At 44.2% G+C, this 23,371-nt stretch carries 20 protein-coding genes; 14 read left to right on the top strand and 6 right to left on the bottom strand.

Annotated features, from left to right (window positions below):
* Nucleotides 1-76: 76 nt before the first annotated feature.
* Both OCV57_RS10930 and OCV57_RS10935 read left to right on the top strand, forming a co-directional pair.
* On the top strand, nt 77-532 hold the full coding sequence (locus OCV57_RS10930) for a phage holin family protein (RefSeq protein ID WP_267301575.1): 456 nt from the start codon (nt 77-79) through the stop codon (nt 530-532).
* Nucleotides 533-535: 3 nt separating this feature from the next.
* The gene (locus OCV57_RS10935; protein ID WP_267301576.1) at nt 536-1,216 is read left to right on the top strand and encodes a CHAP domain-containing protein; all 681 of its coding nucleotides are present in this window, start codon (nt 536-538) and stop codon (nt 1,214-1,216) included.
* An 89-nt stretch (nt 1,217-1,305) separates the two neighbouring features.
* On the opposite strand, the gene OCV57_RS10940 is transcribed toward OCV57_RS10935, so the two are convergent.
* Nucleotides 1,306-1,662, bottom strand: coding sequence for a helix-turn-helix domain-containing protein (locus OCV57_RS10940; protein ID WP_195221583.1), 357 nt, complete (start codon nt 1,660-1,662; stop codon nt 1,306-1,308).
* A gap of 166 nt (nt 1,663-1,828) precedes the next feature.
* On the opposite strand from OCV57_RS10940, the gene OCV57_RS10945 reads away from it, so the two are divergent.
* From OCV57_RS10945 to rnr, 7 genes are all read left to right on the top strand, one after another.
* The gene (locus OCV57_RS10945; protein ID WP_195221582.1) at nt 1,829-1,969 is read left to right on the top strand and encodes a hypothetical protein; all 141 of its coding nucleotides are present in this window, start codon (nt 1,829-1,831) and stop codon (nt 1,967-1,969) included.
* Between the two features lie 180 nt (nt 1,970-2,149).
* Complete coding sequence (locus OCV57_RS10950; protein ID WP_267301578.1) at nt 2,150-2,704, top strand: hypothetical protein; 555 nt, start codon at nt 2,150-2,152, stop codon at nt 2,702-2,704.
* Nucleotides 2,701-3,507, top strand: coding sequence for a recombinase family protein (locus OCV57_RS10955; RefSeq protein WP_267301582.1), 807 nt, complete (start codon nt 2,701-2,703; stop codon nt 3,505-3,507). Before OCV57_RS10950 ends, OCV57_RS10955 begins: the two co-directional genes overlap by 4 nt.
* A gap of 339 nt (nt 3,508-3,846) precedes the next feature.
* A complete protein-coding gene (locus OCV57_RS10960; protein WP_267301583.1) occupies nt 3,847-5,013 on the top strand; it encodes a serine hydrolase domain-containing protein in 1,167 nt (388 codons plus the stop codon).
* Between the two features lie 18 nt (nt 5,014-5,031).
* Nucleotides 5,032-6,468: a DUF389 domain-containing protein gene (locus OCV57_RS10965; protein ID WP_267301584.1), complete on the top strand. Its 1,437-nt coding sequence runs from the start codon at nt 5,032-5,034 to the stop codon at nt 6,466-6,468.
* An 84-nt stretch (nt 6,469-6,552) separates the two neighbouring features.
* On the top strand, nt 6,553-6,807 hold the full coding sequence (gene secG, locus OCV57_RS10970) for a preprotein translocase subunit SecG (protein WP_022287545.1): 255 nt from the start codon (nt 6,553-6,555) through the stop codon (nt 6,805-6,807).
* Nucleotides 6,808-6,877: 70 nt separating this feature from the next.
* The gene (gene rnr / locus OCV57_RS10975; protein ID WP_267301586.1) at nt 6,878-8,989 is read left to right on the top strand and encodes a ribonuclease R; all 2,112 of its coding nucleotides are present in this window, start codon (nt 6,878-6,880) and stop codon (nt 8,987-8,989) included.
* 375 nt (nt 8,990-9,364) lie between these two features.
* On the opposite strand, the gene OCV57_RS10980 is transcribed toward rnr, so the two are convergent.
* From OCV57_RS10980 to OCV57_RS11000, 5 genes are all read right to left on the bottom strand, one after another.
* Complete coding sequence (locus OCV57_RS10980) at nt 9,365-11,776, bottom strand: glycogen/starch/alpha-glucan phosphorylase (protein WP_022287542.1); 2,412 nt, start codon at nt 11,774-11,776, stop codon at nt 9,365-9,367.
* A 570-nt stretch (nt 11,777-12,346) separates the two neighbouring features.
* Nucleotides 12,347-13,252: a DUF368 domain-containing protein gene (locus tag OCV57_RS10985; protein ID WP_347503056.1), complete on the bottom strand. Its 906-nt coding sequence runs from the start codon at nt 13,250-13,252 to the stop codon at nt 12,347-12,349.
* Nucleotides 13,253-13,267: 15 nt separating this feature from the next.
* Nucleotides 13,268-14,161, bottom strand: a complete 894-nt coding sequence (locus tag OCV57_RS10990) for a tetratricopeptide repeat protein (protein ID WP_267301589.1) — start codon at nt 14,159-14,161, stop codon at nt 13,268-13,270.
* A gap of 94 nt (nt 14,162-14,255) precedes the next feature.
* The gene (locus OCV57_RS10995) at nt 14,256-15,356 is read right to left on the bottom strand and encodes a lipid II:glycine glycyltransferase FemX (RefSeq protein WP_267301591.1); all 1,101 of its coding nucleotides are present in this window, start codon (nt 15,354-15,356) and stop codon (nt 14,256-14,258) included.
* 786 nt (nt 15,357-16,142) lie between these two features.
* Nucleotides 16,143-17,675: a 4Fe-4S dicluster domain-containing protein gene (locus OCV57_RS11000; protein WP_117858009.1), complete on the bottom strand. Its 1,533-nt coding sequence runs from the start codon at nt 17,673-17,675 to the stop codon at nt 16,143-16,145.
* Nucleotides 17,676-18,101: 426 nt separating this feature from the next.
* Between OCV57_RS11000 and OCV57_RS11005 the strand changes: the two genes are divergently transcribed.
* The 5 genes from OCV57_RS11005 to OCV57_RS11025 all read left to right on the top strand — a co-directional run bounded on the left by OCV57_RS11005 (nt 18,102) and on the right by OCV57_RS11025 (nt 23,368).
* Nucleotides 18,102-18,566, top strand: a complete 465-nt coding sequence (locus OCV57_RS11005; RefSeq protein WP_022287537.1) for a terminase small subunit — start codon at nt 18,102-18,104, stop codon at nt 18,564-18,566.
* Nucleotides 18,563-19,807, top strand: coding sequence for a PBSX family phage terminase large subunit (locus tag OCV57_RS11010; protein WP_256322518.1), 1,245 nt, complete (start codon nt 18,563-18,565; stop codon nt 19,805-19,807). Before OCV57_RS11005 ends, OCV57_RS11010 begins: the two co-directional genes overlap by 4 nt.
* Nucleotides 19,808-19,840: 33 nt before the next feature.
* Entirely contained in the window at nt 19,841-21,007 is a 1,167-nt protein-coding gene (locus OCV57_RS11015; RefSeq protein ID WP_267301595.1) for a phage portal protein, read from the top strand.
* Nucleotides 21,004-22,101, top strand: coding sequence for a YopX family protein (locus OCV57_RS11020; RefSeq protein WP_267301596.1), 1,098 nt, complete (start codon nt 21,004-21,006; stop codon nt 22,099-22,101). The genes OCV57_RS11015 and OCV57_RS11020 overlap by 4 nt, the downstream gene beginning before the upstream one ends.
* 670 nt (nt 22,102-22,771) lie before the next feature.
* Nucleotides 22,772-23,368: an NAD(P)-dependent oxidoreductase gene (locus OCV57_RS11025; RefSeq protein ID WP_267301597.1), complete on the top strand. Its 597-nt coding sequence runs from the start codon at nt 22,772-22,774 to the stop codon at nt 23,366-23,368.
* Nucleotides 23,369-23,371 lie beyond the last annotated feature (3 nt).

Below are 23,371 nucleotides of genomic sequence, written 5' to 3' on the forward strand. Positions count from 1 at the left end.
CCGCCGTCGGCAAGTGGATCATGGCTGAGGAGTATACAACAATCACGGGACAAACATACGAAAGCGAGGAACAGTAATGAAAGAAAACACAACAAAAATCATCATATCAGCAATAGCCGCAGGGCTGTCAGCGTATTTCCGTGTTATGGCGATACCTATAGTCATTCTGGTTCTTGTGATGATCATTGACTACATTACAGGAATGTGGAAAGCATGGAACAGGGGCGAACTTTCAAGCCGTGTCGGTCTTAAAGGGCTTTTCAAGAAAGTTGGGTACATATTTGTGGTGGCGGTGTCAGGCGTACTCGATTGGCTCTTTATCTCAGGACTTTCACAGATAGGCATTGAGGTAAACGTCAGCTTTTACTTCGGTCTTATCGTGACGATATGGTTTATCATCAATGAATGTATTTCTATCTTGGAAAATCTTGCGGTGATAGGTATACCATTGCCGTCATTCTTGGTGAAGATAGTACACAAGCTTAAAATCACAGTTGAAAGCAAAGTGGATACAAACGAAAGTGAGGAATAGAAAATGACATATGATGAGTTTATCAAGAAGCACAATGGCGTAGCTGTTAACTATGACGGCGCAGCAGGCAAACAGTGTGTAGACCTTGCAACGGCATATTTCAACGAGGTCTTCGGCTCAGGTATCAAGAATTTCTGGTATGACGCTCACCATTTTTGGGATTTATTCGATAAGAACACTTGGCTGAAAGCAAATTTCACAAAGGTAAAGAACACACCAAGTTTCGTGCCGAAAAAGGGCGATGTAGCGATATGGTCAGGCACGTTGAATGGCGGCTGGGGTCACATAGCAATCTGCACTGGTGAGGGCAACACGAATTATTTTTATTCGTATGACCAAAACTGGAGTGGAAAAGCCTGCACTAAGGTCAAGCATACTTATGACCATATTGCAGGCTTCCTGAGACCAAAGAAACAGAGCAAGATAAGTGCGAAAGTGCTTGACAAGACAGGTTACAAGCAGGGCAACAAAACAAACGGTGTGCTTGCACTCAAGGAGCTGCTGCTTCTTGCAAAGGCGGTCAAGCTCCACAACGTAGGTATGGATAAGAACGGTACATACGGAAAAGGTACTGCAAAGGCAGTTAATACTCTGCTGAAAAAGTGGGGGTACAGCGAGAATGGCATTGCAGGCGTGAACTTCATCAAAAAGCTCAGCGATGAGATTACAAAGAAGATAAAGTAGGTAGTAAGACAGCCGACAGGGATTATTCCTTGTCGGCTGATTTACTTAATATTCAGTTTTGTCTTTAACAAATGCCGCCACTATTAATCCTACCATGGAACTACGCCATCGTCTTTATTATCAGTATTACTACGATAAGGCGCTGCTATTTGCTGTTTAAATTTATCACATTCTTCTTGTTTTTCGATAGCAGTTTCCTTTTTATCAGTTGTGATTGGAAGATAATCATACTTATCGTTGCTATCACACTTCACGTATTCGATTATATCGCCCGGCTGTAAATCCAAAGTGCCACAGAGCCAGTCAATGGTTTCAAACGATACTACCTTGCGTTCTCTTAACTTTTGGATAGTGCTTTCGGAAAGTATGCCGTCTTTTCTTAGCTTATAGGTGCTGTACCCATTTTCTTTAAGACGTGGCAATACATCTATTTTTATTCTTATCATTATATCACCTCACAATAATAGTATCACATATATGCTCTTTTGTAAAGTGTACAATATATACAAAATATGCACTTTATTTTCGTGTATATTTATATTCCAAAAGCATTGACATACACGTTTAAAAGGTGTATAATAATATCAGAAAAGAACGAAAGGAGTGAAACCAATGGGTAAGAAAAAGAAAAAAGCGGCTCAAAAGAGCCGCCAACCTGAAGATAATGCGACCGTCCTAAAGCTGCTTATCATTCAGGTAAGTTTAAACCTCTTAGACAGTTTGATACAGCTTATTGATAAGCTCACAGACTAAAGAGGAATTCCGCAAGAGAGCCGAAAGGCTCTCCGCTGCGGATATTATATCACACAAAAGGAGAAATGTCAAATGGAGATCGTAAGCATTATTCTTAATGTGGCTGAGATAATCATTCTTGTAGCAGCCGTAATCGTATTTTTCAGAAAAAAGTGATTAAATATTCGGAGGTAAAAAAACATGAAAGTTACAGTTGAAAACGAGAAAATCAAGGTCAACAGTCCGTACAACAAAAGCTTTGTCGCAGGGGCAAAGCAGATACAGGGTAAGTGGAACGCCCCTTGCTGGGTCTTTCCAGAGGAGAACAAGGAAGCCGTCAAGGCGTTACTCATCGAATGCTATGGTGAATGCGGAGAACTTGGTGCGGTTAGCACTGTCACAGTAGATCTTGACCTCGACACTTATACAGAGGGCTACGAGGACGGAGAAATCAGAGTTGGCTCAATCGTTGTTTTGAAAAGACTCTATCGTGATAGAGAGGTTATTTTCTCCGACAATGCAATGCTTATAAGCGGTGGCTTTGCCACTTCGGGCGGCTCTGCCAAAAATCCCAGGATATCAGCTGATGAGGGTACAATCGTTCGTGTTAAGGGTGTGCCTGAAACAATTTACAATAAGATAAAGGACCATGAGGGCGTTAAGCTCGTATCTGATATAGACGTGGAAAGCTTAAAAGCTGAGCGTGAGAAGCTGCTAAAAAGAATTGCAGAAATAGACGGCTTGCTTGCACTATGAAAGCGGCGGTCTATATAAGGGTGTCAACGCTGGACCAAGCACGAGAGGGGTACTCCCTCTCTGCTCAGCGAAAAACACTAACAGAATGGTGTGCCACAAGAGGTTATGAGGTATACAATGTATATGCCGACGAGGGTATAAGTGCAAAAGATATTACACATCGCCCAGCGTGTCAAGCCATGCTTGAAGCGGCGTATAACAGTGAATTTGATATCATACTGATATGGGCGTTAAGCCGTTTCACAAGGTCCGTTGCAGATCTTTACGATACATGGGATAAACTACAAAAACATAACGTCAGCGTTGTAAGTTGCACAGAGGGTTTCGACACATCTACACCGACAGGGCGTGCGATGATGGGCGTACTTGGTGTTTTCGCCCAAATGGAGAGAGAATTGACGGCTGAAAGAGTTTCGTTTGCTTTAGCTGAAAGAGCTTCACAGGGGAAGCGGACTTGCTCTGATGTGTTAGGCTATGACCTAGACGGAAAGGATAGTCTTACTATCAATGAAACAGAGGCAGAAGTTGTTCGATTAATTTTCAAAAAATTCATTGAGTATCAGTCCTATCTACCTGTAGCTGAGATAGTCAACGCAATGGGGCATCATGGGCGACGAGGAAGTTCATTTAACGCTGAGTCGATAAAGAAAATAGTAACACGCCCTGTTTACATCGGCTATTATAGCTTTAAGGGGCATTTATATCAAGGTGATTATGAGCCGTTGATATCGGAAAAAGATTGGAGACACGCACAACGTATTGTTCAGAAGATACGTTGCGGTCGGAGAAAGTATATCAGATAGTAGTTCAGCCGTCTCGGAACAATCTGAGGCGGCTGTTTTTGCGTACACGAATTATACACGATAAAGCTGAATTGTAAATATATGCTTGTGAAACACGGAGCAAGAAAAACGGCTTAAATGACGTAAATGCGTGGTTTGCGAGTAGTTTTATAAAACAATAAAAAGTGGTGTGAAGTGGTATATTTAATCTCTCCATCTCCGCCAAACGAACAAAAACCACCGTAAATACGGTGGTTTTCTTTTGGTAGCGGATTTTTTTGTTGCCACACAAAATCTTGCATTTCCACCCGAACTGTGTTATAATCCTATATATCAAACATCATAACACGGAGGTCTATCATGTACGAAAATTTTAAATATCTCGACGCTGTTGCACAAAAAGAGATAACCAACGGTGTTTTCTCAGGCTCAGTTCTCAGCGTTATCCATAAAGGCGAAACTGTCTATCTCAAAAGCTTTGGTCTTGCTGACAAGGAGAAAAATATCCCTATGAAAACTGACAGCATTTTCAGACTCTTTTCTATGTCAAAGCCTGTCACAGCCGCTGCCGCAATGATACTTATCGAGCGTGGTCTGCTCGACACTCGTCACCTGCTCAAGTGGTTTATCCCTGAGTTCTCCGACCCTGTGGTTCTTGATGAGAACGGCGAACGTCCTGCTGACAGAGATATAACCATAGGCGACCTGCTCACCATGACTTCCGGTATTCCTTATCCTGACGGCACTCCCGCAGGTCAGAAAATGGGTGCGCTTTGGGGCGAGCAGTCTGAAAAATATCTCAAAGGCGAAAAGCTTCTGGATACTGTGAGCTTCGCAAAGGAAATGGGCAAGCGTCCTCTTATGTTCTCCCCTGGTGAAAAGTGGATGTACGGTGCATCTGCTGACATCATGGGTGCTGTTATCGAGGTGGTTTCTGGCATGAAGTTCGGAGATTTTCTCAGAAAAGAGATCTTTGAACCCCTCGGTATGAACGATACAGGCTTCTATATCCCAGCGGAAAAGTACAGCCGACTTGCCCAGTGTTATGAATACAAAAATGGCGGAAATGAGCCTTTTACTCACTTCCACCTTTGCCTTACTGATTACACTGTACCTCCTGCCTTTGAGTCGGGCGGAGCAGGTCTTGTTTCCACTGTAGAGGACTATGCAAAGTTTGCCAAAATGCTTATGAACAAGGGCGAGCTTGACGGCGTGAGGATACTCGGCAGAAACACGGTCGATTTCATGACAAGAAACGGTCTTACACCTGAACAGCGCAAGACCCTTAACTGGGACAGCACAAAGGGTCACGGCTACGGTAACTTCATGCGTATCCTTGAAGACCCTTCCACCGCAGGACTTATCCAGTCAGAAGGCTCTTTCGGCTGGGACGGCTGGATGGGCTGTTATTTCAGCATTGACCCAAAAGAACAGCTCTGCATACTATATTTTATCCAGCAGACAGGCGCAGGCACTACCGATTCTGCAAGGCGTTTGCAGAACATCGCATGGGGTGCAGTAAAATAAGCAGAGGAGGTCTGAGATTTGAAATTACAGGAAGGCAGATTTATACAAGGGCTTAGAAATATGTTCAGTCTGCGCTGGGATATGGCTAACCCTGATGAGATACATAATACGATAATATCTGGCGCAAAACTTCAGGGTACTAATATGTGTATCCTCATGCTTGCCATACTTATAGCTTCCATAGGTCTGAATATGAACTCCACCGCCGTTATAATCGGTGCTATGCTCATCTCACCTCTTATGGGCGGCATCACAGCCATAGGCTACGGAATCGCCACCAATGACCTGACTCTTTCAAAGGGTGCGGCAATAAGACTTGGCATACAGGTGGTCATTTGCCTTATCACCTCGACTATTTACTTTACTATCTCACCTATCACCACAGCCTCCTCCGAGCTTCTCGCCCGAACCACACCTACAGCGTGGGACGTTCTTATTGCCCTTTTTGGCGGACTTGCCGGCATAATAGGTCAGACCCGTAAGGAGAAAAGCAACGTTATCCCAGGCGTGGCTATCGCAACAGCACTCATGCCGCCTCTTTGTACCGCAGGCTACGGCTTGGCAAGACACCGCCTTGACTATTTCGGCGGAGCATTGTATCTCTTTTTCATAAACAGCTTTTTCATCTGCCTTGCGGCTATCGTTGTGCTGAAGCTTTTAAGGCTGCCTCATGGCAACGATATTTCCCCGAAGGCTTTGAAAAAGATACACAGAAATATCGCTTTTATCACAGTTATTACCATGCTGCCTAGTATTTATCTTGGCTATGATATTGTGAAAAAGACAATGGATAACAGCAGTGCAGAGAAGTTTATCACCGAGAATTTTGACTTTGACGGCACTCAGATAGTGCAGAAAACAATAGATACCGATAAACGTATGATAGAAGTGGCACTTCTTGGCAAGAAGATAAGCACTGCCGATACAAAGGCGCTTCAAAGCGAGCTGAAAGCTTTCGGATTGGGAGATTATAAGCTTGTGATAACACAGACCGAGGTGGAAAGCGGTGTTACCGCTGACGAGGTCGAAAAGATGCTTGAAAAGAATGCCGACGATGAGGAAACACAGAACAAGGTGGCACAGGTGCTTGCGCAGAAAGAAAACGACGACCTTAAAGCCGAGAATGAAAATCTGAAGGCACAGCTTGACAGCTATCAGAGCTATGATATCGACATGAGCGATATCGCCGAGGAGCTTGCTATCGTTTATCCAAACATAACAGGTGCGGCAGGCGGTCACATGAGCAGCCATTCAGTAGGCTCGCCCACAACAGTTAATGGCATAGCAGTGGTGCTATATGAGAACAAGGCTCTTACCGATGAACAGCTCAAAACTGTCACAGAGCTTCTGAAAAAACGTCTTGATGTGTCAAACGTCACAGTTATCCAGCAGGTGGAGAAGCAGAAAGATACTACCTCAAAGGCTGAAAGCACCGATAAAAAGAAAAAGAATTGAAAAAATTCTGAAAACCCCTTGCAATCTGAGAAGATGTGTGCTATAATATATTAAAATGTATAATTATGTTTTGGAGGAACAAAAATGAGCGTAATTGAGATCGTTGCAGGCGCACTGCTGATCGTAGCCAGCCTCGTTATCATACTTGTAGTTCTTGCGCAGGACACCAAAGAGCAGGGTCTTACATCTGCTATCGGCGGTGGATATAACGATTCTTTCTATGGAAAGAACGGTTCAAACACCAAGGACGCTAAGCTTAACAGACTGACAAGGATAAGTGCGATACTGATATTCGTGATAACTCTTGCTGTAAATATCATTTATCAGATCAAGAAATAATTGCCCGCCCTGCTCCGTGCAGGGCTTTTTCTTTTGGAAAGTAAAGTAACAGTAAAAAGAAAGGAAATTTATGAAGTTAGATTACAGAAAAATAATATACTCAAAATTAAAAAAAGCAGGCAAAAAGCCCCTGACTTTCAAAGAACTGCTGAGATCATGCAGAGGAAAGGGCTTTGAGTTTGAAAAATTCACAAAAGCCGTTGACAAAATGAAGAAAAATGGCGAGATAATGGAAGACAAATTCGGCATAAGGCTCGTTGACCCTAAGAAATTCGTCAAGTGCGAGGTGGTAAGGCTCAATAAGACCTACGGCTTTGTGAAAAATCTTGACACTGACGAGGAAATTTTTGTTGTGGGCAAGTATCTAAAAGGCGCAATGCCACACGATATCGTCCTTGTGAGAACCTTCAAGGGCGAGGGAGCTTGCACTGAGGGCGAGGTCATGAGCATTGTGGAGGAGAATTTTGCTAAGTTCACAGGGGAGCTTGTAAGCGAGTTCGGCGTGCTGAAAATCGTTCCTGATATGCTGTCAAAATATGCAATGACATTTGAGAACCCAATGCGTCTTGAGCTTCACGAGGGCGATAAGGTGGTGGCGCAGATCACAAAGCGTGGAAACAGGCACTCAGAACACGTCTGCGAGATAGTTTCAAGCTATGGAAGCTCCATGAAAGCCTCCGCCTGCGCAATGAGCGTCCTTGAGGTCAACGGTCTGACACCTGTTTTCCCAAGCGAGGTCATCTATGAAGCTAGGGAAGTGTCTGATTATTCAAGGATAAAAGATGAGATACCCAACCGCCTTGACCTCCGTGACAAGCCGATATTCACCATTGACGGCGCAGATACAAAGGATATCGACGACGCAATTTCTGTTGAACGAACCAAAACAGGTTATCTCCTTGGCGTTCATATCGCTGACGTTTCCCACTATGTTCAGCCAAAGTCACAACTGGATAACGAAGCTTTCAAGCGTGGCACAAGCGTTTATTACGCAAACCGAGTTATCCCAATGCTCCCAAAGGAGCTTTCAAACGGCATCTGCTCCCTCAATCCGCAGGAGGACAGACTTGCGTTCTCATGTCTTTGTGAACTCGACAAGCAGGGCAACATCACCGAGTATAAGTTTGCAAAAACTGTTATCCGCTCCCGTGTAAAGGGCGTTTATTCCGAGATAAATTCACTTTTGGCAGGCAGTGACGATGCTGAACTTAAAGAAAAATATGCCGAGGTTTCAGGTCAGCTTCCTATTATAAATGAGCTTGCGGATATTTTGTACAAAAACAAGAAAAACCGTGGCTGTCCTGAGCTTGAAACCTCTGAGAGCAAGCTTATCATCAATGACGAGGATATCTGCGTGGGCGTTGAGAGGCGTACCCGTGGAAGAAGCGAGGAGATAATAGAGGACTTTATGCTTGTTGCAAACGAGTGTGCCGCAAGATTTGGCATGGATAATAACCTGCCGTTCGTTTATCGTATCCACGAAGAGCCGTCAGACGAGAAGCTTGAATCCCTGAGAGAAGCGCTTGTCAAGCTCAACGTCCAGTATAAGCTGGGCGAAAAGGCTTGCCCTGGGGATATGTCTGAGATACTCAAAGCCGCAAAGGGTACTGATATCGACCTTATCATGAACAATATCGTTCTGAGGAGTATGTCAAAGGCAAGATATTCCACCGAGCCTGTGGGTCACTTCGGACTTGCGCTGGAGGATTACGCCCACTTCACTTCACCTATCAGACGTTACCCTGACCTGACTATCCATAGGATAATGTCAGCTTTTCTCAGTGGCAGCAGTGCAGAGGAGTGCGCCACAAAGTTCAACAAGTTCGTTTACGCCTCAGCTGACCAGTCCACAAAGACGGAGCTTACCGCAATGCAGGTGGAGCGAAGCTGTGAGGATTGCTACAAGGCTGAGTATATGAACGCTCATATCGGTGAGGAGTTTCAGGGAACAGTGGTTTCAGCCGTTGAGTTCGGTCTTTTTATCGCACTTCCTGACACCTGCGAGGGACTTCTTCACACTGACAATATGCCTGACGGCGAATATGTCTGCGACGATATGGTGAGCCTGAAAAACCTCACAAACGGAATGGAATATCGTGTGGGCGACCCTATCAGAGTAAAGGTGATAAACGCAAATGTAAATTCGGGCAAGATAGATTTTGCACTTGCTGACGAGGACTAAATTAGAAATCAAAAGGACGGCGAAGAAAAGCCGTCCTTTTTTGTGTGTTAAAAAAATGTAGGGGCTGGCGCCCTCGACAGCCCGCCTTTCTCGCACGTCACTATTTATGTTGCTTTTCACATTGAATAAACATCGCACAAACAATGTAGGGGCTGGCGCCCTCGACAGCCCGCTTTTCTCCCACGTCACTATTTATGTTGATTTTCACATTGTATAAACATCGCTCGAACCATGTAGGGGACGACGCACTCGGCGTCCCGTTCATTTCGCTCATCTTGTGGTTTTACAAATTTATCGTTTCATGAATTGCGTATATGTACAAAAAATCGGACAGTCGCACCAAGCAACTGTCCGATAATTTTTTGTATTAATAAATTACTTTGAAAGACCCCAAATATCTCTAGCGTAGTCCTCAACAGAACGGTCTGCGGAGAAAATGCCTGCGCCTGCAATGTTTGCAAGGCTCATTTTCTGCCACTTTGTCTGATCCTTGTAGCACTCAGAAGCGTAAGCCTGTGCCTTCTGGTAAGAATCGAAGTCCTTGAGAGCCATGTATGGGTCAGAGTTCTTCAGGCTGTCAGCGATCTCGTTGAACTGCTGTCCGTTGATGCCGTACTGAAGTGTGTCGATAGCCTGCTTAACAACTGCGTTGGAGTTGTAGATGTCCATAGGCTTGTAGCCTGACTTGCAAGCGTTTACCTCGTCAACGTTCATACCGAAGATAATGATGTTGTCGTCGCCTACCTGCTCGTGTATCTCAACGTTTGCTCCGTCAAGAGTACCCAGTGTGATAGCACCGTTTATCATAAGCTTCATGTTACCTGTACCTGAAGCCTCTGTACCAGCAAGTGAGATCTGCTCAGAGATGTTTGCCGCTGGCATGAGTATCTCAGAAAGTGATACGTTGTAGTCCTCGAGGAAGATAACGTTGAGCTTCTCGTTGAGCTTCTTGTCCTTTTTCAGCTCCTGAGAAATGTTCCAGATAAGCTTGATGATCTGCTTTGCCATGTAGTAGCCAGGAGCAGCCTTTGCAGCAAAGATATATGTCTTTGGTACAAAATCAGCGTTTGGATTAGCCTTGAGGTAGTTGTACTGTGCTATGATGTTCAAAGCGTTGAGCTGCTGTCTCTTGTATTCGTGAAGTCTTTTTACCTGAACGTCAAAGATAGAGTCAGTGTTGAGAACAACGCCATACTGATTCTTTACATACTTTGCAAAACTCTTCTTGTTGTCAAGCTTGATCTTTGCAAGTCTGTCAAGAACGTCCTTGTCGTCCTTGAATACAGCAAGCTTTGAAAGCTCAGCGGCATTCTTGAGGAAGCCGTCGCCTATCTTCTCGCAGAGGAGATCTGTCAGACCCTCGTTAGACTGATAAAGCCATCTTCTGTATGCGATACCGTTTGTAACGTTCTTGAACTTTGTTGGTGTGTCAAGATACTCGTCCTTGAATGTTTCTTTCTTGATGATCTCAGAGTGTATCTTTGCAACGCCGTTTACGCTGTGGCAAGCGTGTACGCAAAGTGTAGCCATTTTCACCTTGTTGTCCTCAACGATAGACATATGTGAAACCTTAGCCTGATCCTTGTATCTCTCCCAAAGATCCTTGCAGTAACGCTCGTTTATCTCGATAATGATAGAGAAGATTCTAGGGCAAACGCTCTTGAGGAGGTTGCAGTCCCACTTCTCCAAAGCCTCAGGCATTACAGTGTGGTTTGTGTATGCAAATGTGTTTGTAACGATGTGCCAAGCCTTGTCCCATGAATAGCCGCAATCATCAAGAAGAACCCTCATAAGCTCTGGGATAGCAAGTGTTGGGTGAGTATCGTTGATGTGGATAGCTACCTTTTCATGGAGATTGTCAAGTGTGCCGTAAACGCTCATGTGCTGATTTACGATATCGCCGATAGAAGCAGCACAAAGGAAATACTGCTGTCTAAGTCTGAGTGACTTGCCCTCTGCGTGGTTGTCGTTAGGATAAAGCACCTTTGTGATAGCCTGTGAAATGATGTTCTTGCTAAGAGCCTTCTGATAGTCGCCCTGATTGAACATTGACATATCAAAGTCAGCCATTTCAGCTTTCCAAAGTCTGAGCTTTGAAACTGCCTCGCTGTTGTAGCCTGATACGAACAGATCGTATGGAACAGCCATAACTGATGTGTAGTTCTCGTGAGTTACGCAGTGATACTGATTGTCCCAGTATTCCTTAAGCTCGCCGTCAAAACGAACCTCGACAGCCTTTGACGGAACAGGAACGAGCCATACAGAGCCGCCTGGGAGCCAGTTGTCAGGAAGCTCGGTCTGCCAGCCGTCCTCCAGCTTCTGCTTGAAGATACCGTATTCATAGCAGATAGAATAGCCTGTAGCATGGTAGCCGTCTGCAGCAAGAGCGTCAAGATAGCAGGCAGCAAGTCTTCCAAGACCACCGTTGCCAAGACCTGCGTCAGGCTCACACTCGTAAATGCCGTTTATAGAAATGCCCATGTCTTTAAGGACCTTTGTAGCCTGCTTCTGCATTTCAAGGTTATAAAGAGAAGTCTTAAGGCTTCTTCCCATAAGAAATTCCATTGAAAGATAGTAGACCTTCTTCTTGCCCTCAGACTGAGTTTTAACGGTGAACTTTCTTCTCTTAGCTTTAAGAATGCCTACAACGATCTTAGAAAGAGCCTCGTATACCTGCTGATCGGAAGCGTCCTCAGGTGTTGTCTGGAAATCGTTGTGAAGAACGTCAAGAAGCTTTTCTTTAAGTTCCTGCGTGGAAATTGTTTTTTCTACAGCACTATTTGCCATAAATCTTTACCTCCTATATACTTTCAAGTCGAGCTTTGCGCTCTGCACCTTTATTACTGTATTGGCGAAAACGTTTGAGAAATAAGGATAGTTTTCACCCGTTGGGGGAATAACACGCCCCTGCTGCTGATAATTATACCACAAGCCGACAATTTTTGCAAGAAAAAATGCCAAACGCCCCTAAAATTTAAACACTTTTTACATAGGGCAGGCATATGATTTGTAGAAATCATAGACGCTGATATGCTATTTCTGCAATAGCTGTCATATTATGTTTGGAATATAATACAGGATATAGTATTTGTCTAATTTTATTATATGGTATAGTTGCATAATTGTCAAGGCGTTCAATTGTATAAAATGCTGATTTTGGAAGAATGAACAGCAAAAGGGGACAGTAAGGGCGGTAGTTTTTATATAATCACAAGAATATGAATTTGCTAGGTGGGCATATAGGCCATACGATATGTGTTCAGAAAAAGTGTACTTGCGTTATTTGCAGCAAAAGGCTCAATTTCTATGATTCAGAAATTGAGCCTTTATATATATTCGTTCGTTTTGATATAATATCTATTCTTCTTCTATCTTTTCTTCAGCCTTGGCAAGCTGTTTCTTGTCATACACGCTCTTTGCTACCTGAATACCGAACACGATCGCCGCACCGATGATAAAAAATACGATGCTGAATGTGCCGAAAGACATAGGGTCTTTAGGCTCTTTAAGCGTTGTAGGACCTATAACTATGGCGTACAGTGAGCCTATCATCATGCCGATAACGCAGTAGATAGTCTGGCTTCTGAACTTTTCAAGAGCCTTTTTGATAAGCCTGAGGGTAATGAACACCCCAAGTATAATGCCGATACCCAAAGAGCAGAGGAGTCCGAAATACTCGAAATTCAGATGAAGGAACTCTTTTATTCCCGTGATAACAGGCATATAAAGACCGAATGTGAGAAGTATGGTGGAGCCTGAAATGCCGGGAAGCACCATTGCAGATATTGCGCACATTCCTGCAAGAACAACGAATATCACTGTGCCTATATTCATGTGAGAAACATCAGTGCCGCTGCCGGAGGGATTTATAAGGGAAATGCCCACAACGATAGCAATGCCGATAACAGCCCATACGATGTTGTAATATTTGCCCTTAATGCTCTCTTTTTCTTCCATTATCATGACCGGTATCGCCAGAATGATAAAGCCCAGAAACAGCGAGCTTACCTTGTAGATGCCGCTTTCAAACACGTTGGCAAGAACGCTTACTGCAAGAAGCATACCGATCACCCAACCCACGCCAAGCTTTATAAGAAAGAAAAATGCTTTTTTACGCTTTGCATTGTCACGTCCCATAATGTCGTTAAGGGAATTTATGAAGCTGTCATAAAAGCCCAGCAGGAATGCTATAGTTCCTCCCGAAACTCCCGGAACGCTGTCCGCAAGAGCCATGCAAAAGCCTCTGAGTGCGTTTATTATCATACTTGTTTCTATGCCTTAAAAGGCATATCCTCCTTCCGTGGTGTTGTCTGCTTTCGTATCAGCAGACTTTTCTTTTGTTCTGATGTAAGCTTTTTCTACCTGTGTCATCAGCTTTCTAAGCTGTGCTTCCTGCTTATCGTCACTAACGAGCGCCGCACTTTTTTCAGCCGAAGCCTTTGCCGATCTCACATCACCCTGAGCGAGAAAACACTCGCCCTTGTAAAGCTCACAGTTGCACCGAAGCGTCTTGTCAGCGTCACGGCTTTTCTCTGCACTGTCAAAAAACTTCACCGCCGCTTCAAAGCGTTCGTTGAAATATTCCAGCAGACCAATGGTGAAAAGCATTTGCCCATTGCGTTTATCGAGAAGACCTCGCTTGAAGTAATGCTCTGCTGAAACAAATATCTCGTTTGCCTGAGAAATATCTCCTGACATGAGTCTGCCGTAAAGAAGCAGTTCAAAATACTTGTTCTGATCTGAGGGGGTAAGCTTATCAAAAGCTATACGGTCAAGTGTGAGAAAACAGTTTTCAAAGCGTTTTTCTGAAATGTAAACAGCGGCAAGCTTCAAAAACCCGTGGCCCTTATCTTTGTTCTGCCTGAGAAGATATTTTTCAAGAAGCTCAAAATATTCGTCACAGCCGCCCTTTTTAGCGTAGAGCCTTTCGAGCTTTTTTATTTTGAAGACCCATATGAAAAGCCCTGCAAGCTCGACGATGCACAGGAATATAAGACAAAGAGGAAGCGCTCTCATAAAAACGTTTATGCAAAACTGCGCTCCATAGCGACAGCCCTTTGAAAGCCATGCAATGCACATCACAGCATAGCTCAGCACCAGGCTCAATGCGGCAATGAGCCACAAGGTCCTTATAACGCCTTTATGCACCTTGCTCACCTCTTTGTAAATCATATCACATATAAGTAAAAATCAAATGTTGTCTGTGTAAAGAATGGGTAAAAATGTATAAACTGTTCAAAAATTTTTAAATTTAATCTATTGCCGTCTACTGCATATCCTTATTTCTGTTTTTGAGAAGCTTCTGTCTTTTGCGTTCGTGTCTATCCATAACTATCTTTTCGCAGAAGTCTACGACTTTCTTCATGAAAGGCTTGAAAATGTAGAAAAATTCACCCTCATAGGTAACGACCTCGCCGTTAAAACCCTTTTTGAACTTGTATACGCCGTAGTTAGGGTTTGTTTCATCGTTGTAGAATGGTATGCCCTGAAAATCGTAGATGTAGTTTTTGCCCTCAAGTGCCCAGTTTATCATCGTCCACTGCATAAGATAGTTAGGGTAGAGGTTTCTGTGGTGGTTTGCGGAAGCACCGTAAACATAGCAGGTCTTGCCTGCATACTGTGTTGTTACTGCACCTGACAACGGTATCTGCTTGCCGTCCTCGTCAACATAGCACATGAAAAGTCGGCAGTGTTCAGGGCCAAGACCATTGAGCATTTTTACAAAATACTCCTTTGAACGGATAGAGAAGCCATCTCTGATACCTGTTGCCTGCATGAGAGGGTAGAAATCGTCAAGAGCCTCAGTGCCGCAAGCCTTGCAGTAAACGCCCTTTCTAGGGGCTTTTCTGATACGGTTTCTCCAGTCAGGCTTGAAAGTCGCCATGACCTCGTCAGGGGTCTTGCCCTCGATATTTCTGAGCATATAGTTATTACGAGCCTGAATAGTGGTCAGCTCAGCCGCCTTGTGTATGTGCTTGAAGCCCATGTCCTCGATAAGCTTTGTACACTTGTCGTCGCCCTCCTCGAAACAAGGATCCCACATAAACTGGTAGCATTTGTATTTCTTTGCAAGTGCTTTTACGCCCTCGAAAAGGTCGGTCATGACCTCTTTATCAGACCAGTCGCAAACAGGGCCATGAGGGGCATACATAAAAGTAACACCGAAAATAGGCACTTTTTTGATTATGATAAGGCAAGTTCCACGGATATTGCCGTCAGCGTCACGGGAGATAACAGCGTCCCAGCCCCAGTTGTCCTTTACTTTCGGCCATTTGAGGGATTGCATGAAATTGCCGTATTTGCTGGTGCTTGCGAACTGTTCATATTCTGCAAGGAGTTTTTCATCGGACTTATTGATTATTTCCATTTTATAAAGATCCTCTCTGTAAGAATTTTTCTGTTATTATGCACTATTTCATTTATTATACTACATATTACGGGAAAAATCAAGGGGGGAGGGGAGTTTAAGTGAGGAGTGAGGAATGAGCAAAGCTGCCCCCCAAGCACCGAGCGAAGCGAGAGATAAAGCGCACGCTCAAGCCCAGTGCTAGAGGGCTTGTGGGGTCTAGGGGCAAAGCCCCTAGCGGAGTTTGAGGCAGAGCCTCATTCGGCGACAGCCGACTAGGTGCAGATATAATGAGAAAAAGCACACAAAAGTTGTGCTTCTTATCAAAAGTAATAACGGAGTAGAAATCTGCACCGCCTATCCTATCTCCAATTACAACGTAAATCCGCAAAGAGCAAAGCGATTTTGCGGCGTGATGAAGTCGGGGTAGAATTGTAGGGGACGGCGCCCTCGACGTCCCGTTTCGGGGAACGGCAAGGTTTGAATTTATCACAATGTTGTGTAGACGTGCCGTGTGGAGAATATTGTGCCGCTACCCTGAAGATGTGATTGGATAGTTTTTAGTTCTATCCAACAATGATATAATCGTGGGCTTGTTTCTTCGACGGGCGAACACTGTTCGCCCCTACTGCCGTTTGTGGGGGTATCAGTGGGTGTGTGATAATTACAATGTGTAGTATTCTATACGAATTCAAAAAGCGGTGAAAAAGTGTTTTATACCACAATGTATGGCGTAAAATGCCCGTCACGGCGAGTGACAGTACAAAAAAGCGGACAGCATAACGCTGTCCGTTTCAATTCTATCTCTTATTTGTCATCATGCGACTCGGTGATAAGATCAAGATTGATCTCGTATTTGGAGTCGAGAGAGTTCTGTAAAGGTGCGTCCTTTACATATTTGTTTACAAGCGCTGTACTCTTTTCTACCGCCTGAAGCGTTCCTGCACCTGCTACACAGCCGCCAGGACAAGCCATGCCCTCGAGAAGATAGCCGTCATATTTGCCTGCTTTCGCAAGTGTGAGAAGCTTGCGGCAGTCTTTAAGTCCCTGCGCTGATACTACCTTGACCTCACGCTCTGGGTCAAGCTTGTGGATAACGTCTGCTACTGCCTTTGCTACTCCGCCGCTTACTGCAAAGCCACGTCCGTCACCTGTACCCTCGCAAAGATCTACCTTTTCTTCATCTGTAATGTCTTCAAATGTTACGCCCTTGGCATTGAACATTCCCATGAGTTCTTCAAAGGTAAGCACAAAGTCTACGTCGCTGCGGATAGTACGTCTTGAAGCTTCAAGCTTCTTTGCCGCACATGGTCCAATAAATGCGATACAAGCGTCAGGATCGTCCTTTTTGAGCATTCTTGCTGTAAGTACCATTGGGGTCAAAGCCATTGAAATGTATGGTGCAAGGGTAGGGAAAAGCTTCTTCGCCATTACTGACCATGCAGGACAGCATGATGTCGCCATGAATGGCTGATGTTCAGGAACTTCTCTCATGAAGTCCTTCGCCTCTTCGATGGAACAAAGGTCTGCACCTATTGCTACCTCGACCACGTCTGCAAAGCCAAGCTTCTTCATTGCCGCTGTGAGCTTTTCAGGGCTTGCCTTTGGTCCGAACTGACCTACAAATGCAGGTGCTACGATAGCGATGACCTTCTTCTTTTTCTTCATTGCTGTTATAAGCTGGAATATCTGTCCCTTGTCTACGATAGCGCCGAATGGACAGTTTACAAGACACATTCCGCAGGATACGCACTTGTCATAATCTATTTTTGCCTTGCCCTCTTCGTCTGAGCCGATAGCGTCCATGCCGCAGGCTCTTGCGCATGGTCTTTCCATTTTGTTTATTGCATTGTATGGACAGACACTCTGACATCTGCCACACTTTATACACTTAGACTGATCTATTACTGACTTGCCATGCTTGATAGTGATCGCACCCTTTGGACAGACTTCCTGACATGGGTGTGCAAGACAGCCCTGACAGCAGTCGGTAACATGATAATGAGTTTCAGGACAGCCGTTGCAGGCAAACTTGATTATGTTTACAAGCGGTGGATCGTAATACTTTTCTGCGATCGCACTTTCTTCAATGCCGTCAGCCACAGACTTATGCTCCTCGATCGGTCTTAGGGGCAGACCGATAGCAAGACGGAGCCTTTCTTCAACGATAGCTCTTTCAAGGAAGATAGACTCACGGTAAACAGCCTTGCTTCCCGGTACTATCTTATAAGGAAGCTCTGCGATCTTTTCGGCATAATCGCCCTCTTCATAGGCAAGTCTTGCCACCTCTGTAAAGACTTTTCGTCTGATATCTGTTACTGAGGAATAGATACCTCTCATTTTCATATTTTTACCTCCTGCGTTGTTCTTCAAATTTGTGTCATACACTTACTATTGTACTATTTTTTCGGCTTTTGTCAAGTAATATATACTTTTTTTCATAAGGTATATTGAAAGTTTCGCATGACTTACATATTTGTCTGAAATAAGGTGCAGTAATGGTACGAAACGTCCTAAAAAAAATAAAAGTATTTCTTTTTTACCAATAGTTTTTCTGTTCATGAAAGTATGTGGCTTTTGCACAGTTTTGGGCAGGGTGATTTATGCAAACAAATGATAAATGATTTAATTTGGCAACATTTCTGCAATTGTTGCATTTTTTATGCAACAAAAGGGGCATTTTTCGGGATAAGTGAGAGATGTTTTTTGAGAGCCGTTAAGATACGGTGGTACATCTTTCGCAGAAATTAAAAAAGGAGGAACGATATGGCAGGCGAACAGAAAAGATTTGCGAGATTTTTCTTCTATCTGAGAAATCTTCGTGAAGCGGCTTTGCACACCGGTGCAAGGGCGGAGGAGGCTGAGGACAGGGGGCTTGAACTTCTGCACTCGGCAGAAACGGAGGCGGAGCTTAAAAAGCTGGAGGAGGCTGACAGCGACACTCTTTCTTATGTGAAGCGAGGGCTGAACAGGATAGCTTTCGGGGCGGTGAATGACGCTGTAAAGCTTGTTTTTGACGCTGAGAACATGACGGCAAGGGACATCATGGGCATGGATCTTTTCAATGTGAGTGAGATAAAGATCAGCGGAAAGAACGTTTTGGAGATCAAGTTTTTTGACAGGCAGAAAGCCTTGGAAAAGCTTGGGGAGCTTGCGCCTCAGCTTGACGGCGGCGGTGAGTCGAAGCGACTTATCGAGAGCATTTACGGCAGGGACGGTGATAGCTTGTGAAAATAACAAGGCTGTCGGAAAATCAGAGGTTTGTTTTCAGATGGTGGACGGCACGGGAGCTTAGTGATTACGACGGGATAATCTGTGACGGCGCGGTCAGATCGGGCAAAACCTTTTGTTTGTCGGCGTCTTTTATGACATGGGCGATGACTAATTTTGACGAGTGCATTTTTGGGCTATGCTCAAAAACTATCGTGTCGCTGAAAAGGAATATCCTGCCTGCGCTCAGGGGGTATATGAAAGCCATGGGCATGACGGCTGTGGAGGTCGCGTCAAAGAACTATATGGACGTGAGCTTTTGCGGCAGGAAAAACAGGTTTTACTACTTTGGCGGCAGGGACGAAGGCTCGCCCTCACTTATCCAGGGCGTGACCCTTGCGGGGGTGCTTCTTGACGAGGCGGCACTTATGCCCAGAAGCTTTATAGAGCAGGCTGTGGCAAGGTGTTCGGTGGCGGGGAGCAAGCTGTGGTTCAACTGCAATCCTGACAATCCTTACCACTGGTTCAAGAAAGAGTGGATAGACAAGGCTGAGGAAAAACGGCTTATCTACAGACATTTTGTGCTGGAGGACAATCCGACCCTTGACCGGGCGGTGATAGAACGCTATCACAGGATATATACGGGGACGTTTTACGAGCGTTTTGTTCTTGGCAAATGGACGGCGGCAGAGGGGCTTGTTTACCCTATGTTCGACGAGGAGAAAAACGTCTTTGAGGGGGATATACAGTGCGAGCGGTATGTTATAAGCTGTGATTACGGCACTGTAAATCCTTCAAGCTTCGGGCTTTGGGGCGAGAGTGGTGGAGTATGGTACAGGCTCAGGGAGTATTACTATGACTCTCGACGTGAAGGTATGCAGAAAACTGACGAGGAGCATTACAAGGGGCTTGAAGAGCTTGCCGACGGGCTTTGCATCGAAAAGGTCATTTGCGACCCCTCGGCGGCTTCGTTCATACAGTGCATACGCAGGCATGGAAAATTCACTGTCCAGCCTGCAAAGAACGACGTTGTTTCTGGTATCAGGCTTGTGTCGGACTGCATAAAGGACGGCAGGATAAGGATAAACCGCAGGTGTCGTGATACGCTTCGTGAGATAAATCTTTACCGCTGGGACGAAAAGGCAGGAAAGGACGCACCTGTTAAAGAGAACGATCACGCCATGGACGATATGAGATACTTTGCGGCAGAATGTCTGGGACGTGAAAAGGACGACTTTTTTGTACTGACAGTTGAACATTAGTGCAAAAAAGTGTACAGAAAGGAAGGAGAAAAAATGAGTATTTTCAGAAAGAAGGTCCGTGAATTTGTGCCGAACACGGCAGGCTCTGACAGAGAGTCGGGGTTTCATTACAGGCTTGCGCCTGAGGGGGTTTTTCAGCAGGAGCTTTATGACGCACTCAGGGCGAATGTGCCGATCATTGACGCTTGCTTCGGCAAGATAATAAGGCTCACAGGGGGCTTTAAGGTTACGGCTTGTGACGAGAGGGTGCAGGCGGAGCTTGACAGGTTTTGCAGAGAGGTTTCCGTGGGGGTGTCGGGAAAGTCCATTTACACTTTTGCGGATATGTATCTGGATTCACTGCTTACATATGGCAAGGCGATAGGCAGGATATATGCAGATTACAGGACAGGCAAGGTAAAGGGGATATATGTTGGCGACCCGACTTTGTACAGAGTGCGTGAGGGCAGGAACGCTTTTGAAAAACGTATTTTTTACATGGGAATCGGTGAGGAGATACCGGTAAGAAGTCCTGAAAAACTGCTTTACACGGCGCTCAATCCTAGTCCTAAGCACCCTGACGGAGTGTCCATACTCCGTGGATTGCCTGCGCTGAGCGAGATACTTATGCGAATTTACGAGTGCATGGGGCAGAACTTCGACAGGGTAGGAAATGTGCGCTATGCGGTGACTTATCACCCTGAGGGTGAGAGCGACAGGGCGAGAGCCAAGGAGCGTGCAGAGCAGATAGCTCAGGAATGGAGCAGGGGAATGAGAGCTTCACGAAACGGCTCGGTGCAGGATTTTGTGGCTGTGGGTGATGTGGACATAAAGGTCATAGGCGCTGACAATCAGATGATAGACACGGAGATACCTGTCAGACAGCTTATGGAACAGCTTGTGGCGAAGCTTTCAATACCACCGTTTTTGCTTGGGCTGAACTGGTCAACCACTGAGCGAATGTCTGCACAGCAATCGGATATCCTCACAAGCGAGCTTGAATATTACCGCAGACTGCTTGAACCTATACTCAGAGAGATATGCGAGGCGTTTTTAAGGCTTAACGGATATGCTTGTGGGGTGGAGATAGAGTGGGACAACATAAATCTTCAGGACGAGGAAGCGTTGGCGAAGTCAAGGCTTTACAATGCGCAGGCTAAGACGGCGGAGCTTGAAAACGAAAGGGTAGAGAACGAGAGAAAAAAGGAGGAAATGCAATGAGCGAAACAGTATCAGGCGAGGAGCTTGAAAAGATAAACGGCTATGCGAGAGAGCCGCTCACGGAGGACAAGGTCTTTGTTTTCAGGGTGGCGCTTTGTGACAATGACATTGACAGAGATGGTGAAAAGTTTTCATCAGGCGCTTTGGAGAAGCTTGCGGAGCTTTTTAAGGGCAGAACGGGTATTTTCGACCATGACCCTAAAAGCTCAAAGCAGACTGCCAGAATATTCGACACTTGGGTGGAAACTCTGCCTGAGAAAACTACGACAGACGGAGAGGTCTACCGCAGGCTTATGGCAAAGGCTTACATGGTGCGAACTGCTTCTAACAGCGATCTTATAGGTGAGATTCAGAGCGGAATAAAGAAAGAAGCATCCATTAGCTGCACCATGGGAAAGAAGCTTTGCTCTGTATGCGGAGAGGATATGCACAAGGGCGGCTGTGACCATGAAAAGGGCGGTGAATACGGCGGTAAACTGTGTTATCACATTCTTGACGATCCGCTTGACGCTTACGAGTGGTCGTTTGTGGCAGTGCCTGCACAGGTTCAAAAAAATGGCACTAAAAGTTTGGCAATAAGGAGAACGGCAATGCGTGAAATACTTTTTAGAGGAAAACGTGTAGACAATGGCGAATGGGTAAGTGGCTATTACGTTGTCAGAAAACGTCCATATTTCAAGGACAAAGGGGTTAATGTTGAGCATCTTATTTACGACAATATAGAGATTGAGGACAATGACTATAAGCAGTTTGTTGATACAATGCCAATTTCTTATGTAGTAGACCCTAAGACCGTCAGCCAATACACAGGGCTAACAGACAAGTATGATAAGAAGATTTTTGAAGGAGATATAATTAACATAACTCCTGATGTCACTAATAGACTTATGGATGTAAGGTGGAATGATGAAACACTTTCTTGGGAACTGACGGATGTAGGTACTCCAATGTTTAAAACGAACCATCTTTTTAATACGATTGATCTTGCGGAACTTGAAGTCGAATCTGGCTATGGCGAACGTATCTCTTTTATCGTTGGAAACGTTTATGACAATCCTGAGATGATGGAAAAGATTGAGGAGGATCACGAATGACTAAAAGAGATTTGAGTGTATGGTTTAAAGAGACAGCTAAAAATGTAATAGATGATATTTCAACTGATTATTTGTTCATAAAGAGAGATGATTCATGACAAATGAAGAATACATAATATCAAAAATCTCAGAACGTAGTTTAGCCGATATGTTTAATACTGGTAATTGCTATTATGATAATTTAAATGATAGAATTTATAAGGCTTTTCAGTATTGGAAAGAGTCGTATCGGTATAAGCGTTCTGGCAGACTCTTATTTCAGCTATGGCTTACATTCCAATATAACTCAGAAGAATGGGATTTAGCCAGACGAATAATTCATGAAGAACACCCATCTTGGGTTATAAAATGCGAAACATAAATGGAGAGTATAACAGTAGTTGGAGCAAAGGACACGTCTATTATAAGGAAAGGCAAAAAAGAAAGCATAAAGCAATTAATTTAAAAATGCAAATTAATGAAAATACGCTACTTTGGCATATCCCAAAACAGCGTAAATACGCACTTTTAGACACTTAAAATCTGAATAAAAGAGAAATTTTATTTAGGAGATGATACTGATAAAGCAAGAATATATAAAATCACCACTTAATTATGTGGGTGGCAAATACAAGCTTCTACCGAAGATTTAGAGGTCTTGATTACAAACTATTGAGGAGGACAACATTTAATGAAAACACTTACGGGGACAAGCCTAGCTGGAATGTCTCCTACAAGAGAAAGAGTGACTAATGATTTTTACGCAACACCATTCAATGCGACAGAAGCCATTTTAAAAAGAGAAAAATTATTTGGTAGCATACTCGAACCTGCTGCTGGTCAAGGGCATATATCAAAAGTCCTCAAAGAATTTTATCCATATTCAGAAATTGTATCTACTGATTTGGTTAGTAGAGATAGTCCTTTTGGAATTGATATTACTCCAAACGTTGACTTTCTTACATATAATTACAAACGCAAATTTGATAATATTATTACCAATCCACCGTTCAAATTTGCAAAAGAATTTATTCTTCGATCATTGGATTTAGCAAATGAAAAAGTTATTATGTTTGCAAAAATCCAACTTCTTGAAGGGCAAGATAGATTGAAAATGTGGGAAAACACTCCTATAAAAACAATTTATGTGTTTTCTAAAAGAGTAAACCCAATGCGTAATGGTAGTGAGGTAGATGAAAAGGGGAAGCCTTGGGCAAGCACTATGTGTTTTGCATGGTTTGTATGGGAACATAATTATGAAGGCTTGCCAACAATAGAGTGGATTTAATTT

The organism is Hominimerdicola aceti (genome assembly GCF_025567495.1).
Taxonomy (GTDB): domain Bacteria; phylum Bacillota; class Clostridia; order Oscillospirales; family Ruminococcaceae; genus Hominimerdicola; species Hominimerdicola aceti.

Bases quoted from the DNA above. Each gene is read 5' to 3' on its own strand.
- OCV57_RS10995 (WP_267301591.1), bottom strand. From the start codon at position 15,356: ATGGAAATAATCAATAAGTCCGATGAAAAACTCCTTGCAGAATATGAA.
- OCV57_RS10985 (WP_347503056.1), bottom strand. From the start codon at position 13,252: ATGATAATAAACGCACTCAGAGGCTTTTGCATGGCTCTTGCGGACAGC.
- OCV57_RS10980 (WP_022287542.1), bottom strand. From the start codon at position 11,776: ATGGCAAATAGTGCTGTAGAAAAAACAATTTCCACGCAGGAACTTAAA.
- OCV57_RS10935 (WP_267301576.1), top strand. From the start codon at position 536: ATGACATATGATGAGTTTATCAAGAAGCACAATGGCGTAGCTGTTAAC.
- OCV57_RS11015 (WP_267301595.1), top strand. From the start codon at position 19,841: ATGAGTATTTTCAGAAAGAAGGTCCGTGAATTTGTGCCGAACACGGCA.
- OCV57_RS10950 (WP_267301578.1), top strand. From the start codon at position 2,150: ATGAAAGTTACAGTTGAAAACGAGAAAATCAAGGTCAACAGTCCGTAC.
- secG (WP_022287545.1), top strand. From the start codon at position 6,553: ATGAGCGTAATTGAGATCGTTGCAGGCGCACTGCTGATCGTAGCCAGC.
- OCV57_RS11025 (WP_267301597.1), top strand. From the start codon at position 22,772: ATGAAAACACTTACGGGGACAAGCCTAGCTGGAATGTCTCCTACAAGA.
- OCV57_RS10945 (WP_195221582.1), top strand. From the start codon at position 1,829: ATGGGTAAGAAAAAGAAAAAAGCGGCTCAAAAGAGCCGCCAACCTGAA.
- OCV57_RS10960 (WP_267301583.1), top strand. From the start codon at position 3,847: ATGTACGAAAATTTTAAATATCTCGACGCTGTTGCACAAAAAGAGATA.
- rnr (WP_267301586.1), top strand. From the start codon at position 6,878: ATGAAGTTAGATTACAGAAAAATAATATACTCAAAATTAAAAAAAGCA.
- OCV57_RS11005 (WP_022287537.1), top strand. From the start codon at position 18,102: ATGGCAGGCGAACAGAAAAGATTTGCGAGATTTTTCTTCTATCTGAGA.
- OCV57_RS11020 (WP_267301596.1), top strand. From the start codon at position 21,004: ATGAGCGAAACAGTATCAGGCGAGGAGCTTGAAAAGATAAACGGCTAT.
- OCV57_RS10940 (WP_195221583.1), bottom strand. From the start codon at position 1,662: ATGATAAGAATAAAAATAGATGTATTGCCACGTCTTAAAGAAAATGGG.
- OCV57_RS10990 (WP_267301589.1), bottom strand. From the start codon at position 14,161: ATGATTTACAAAGAGGTGAGCAAGGTGCATAAAGGCGTTATAAGGACC.
- OCV57_RS11000 (WP_117858009.1), bottom strand. From the start codon at position 17,675: ATGAGAGGTATCTATTCCTCAGTAACAGATATCAGACGAAAAGTCTTT.
- OCV57_RS10930 (WP_267301575.1), top strand. From the start codon at position 77: ATGAAAGAAAACACAACAAAAATCATCATATCAGCAATAGCCGCAGGG.
- OCV57_RS10955 (WP_267301582.1), top strand. From the start codon at position 2,701: ATGAAAGCGGCGGTCTATATAAGGGTGTCAACGCTGGACCAAGCACGA.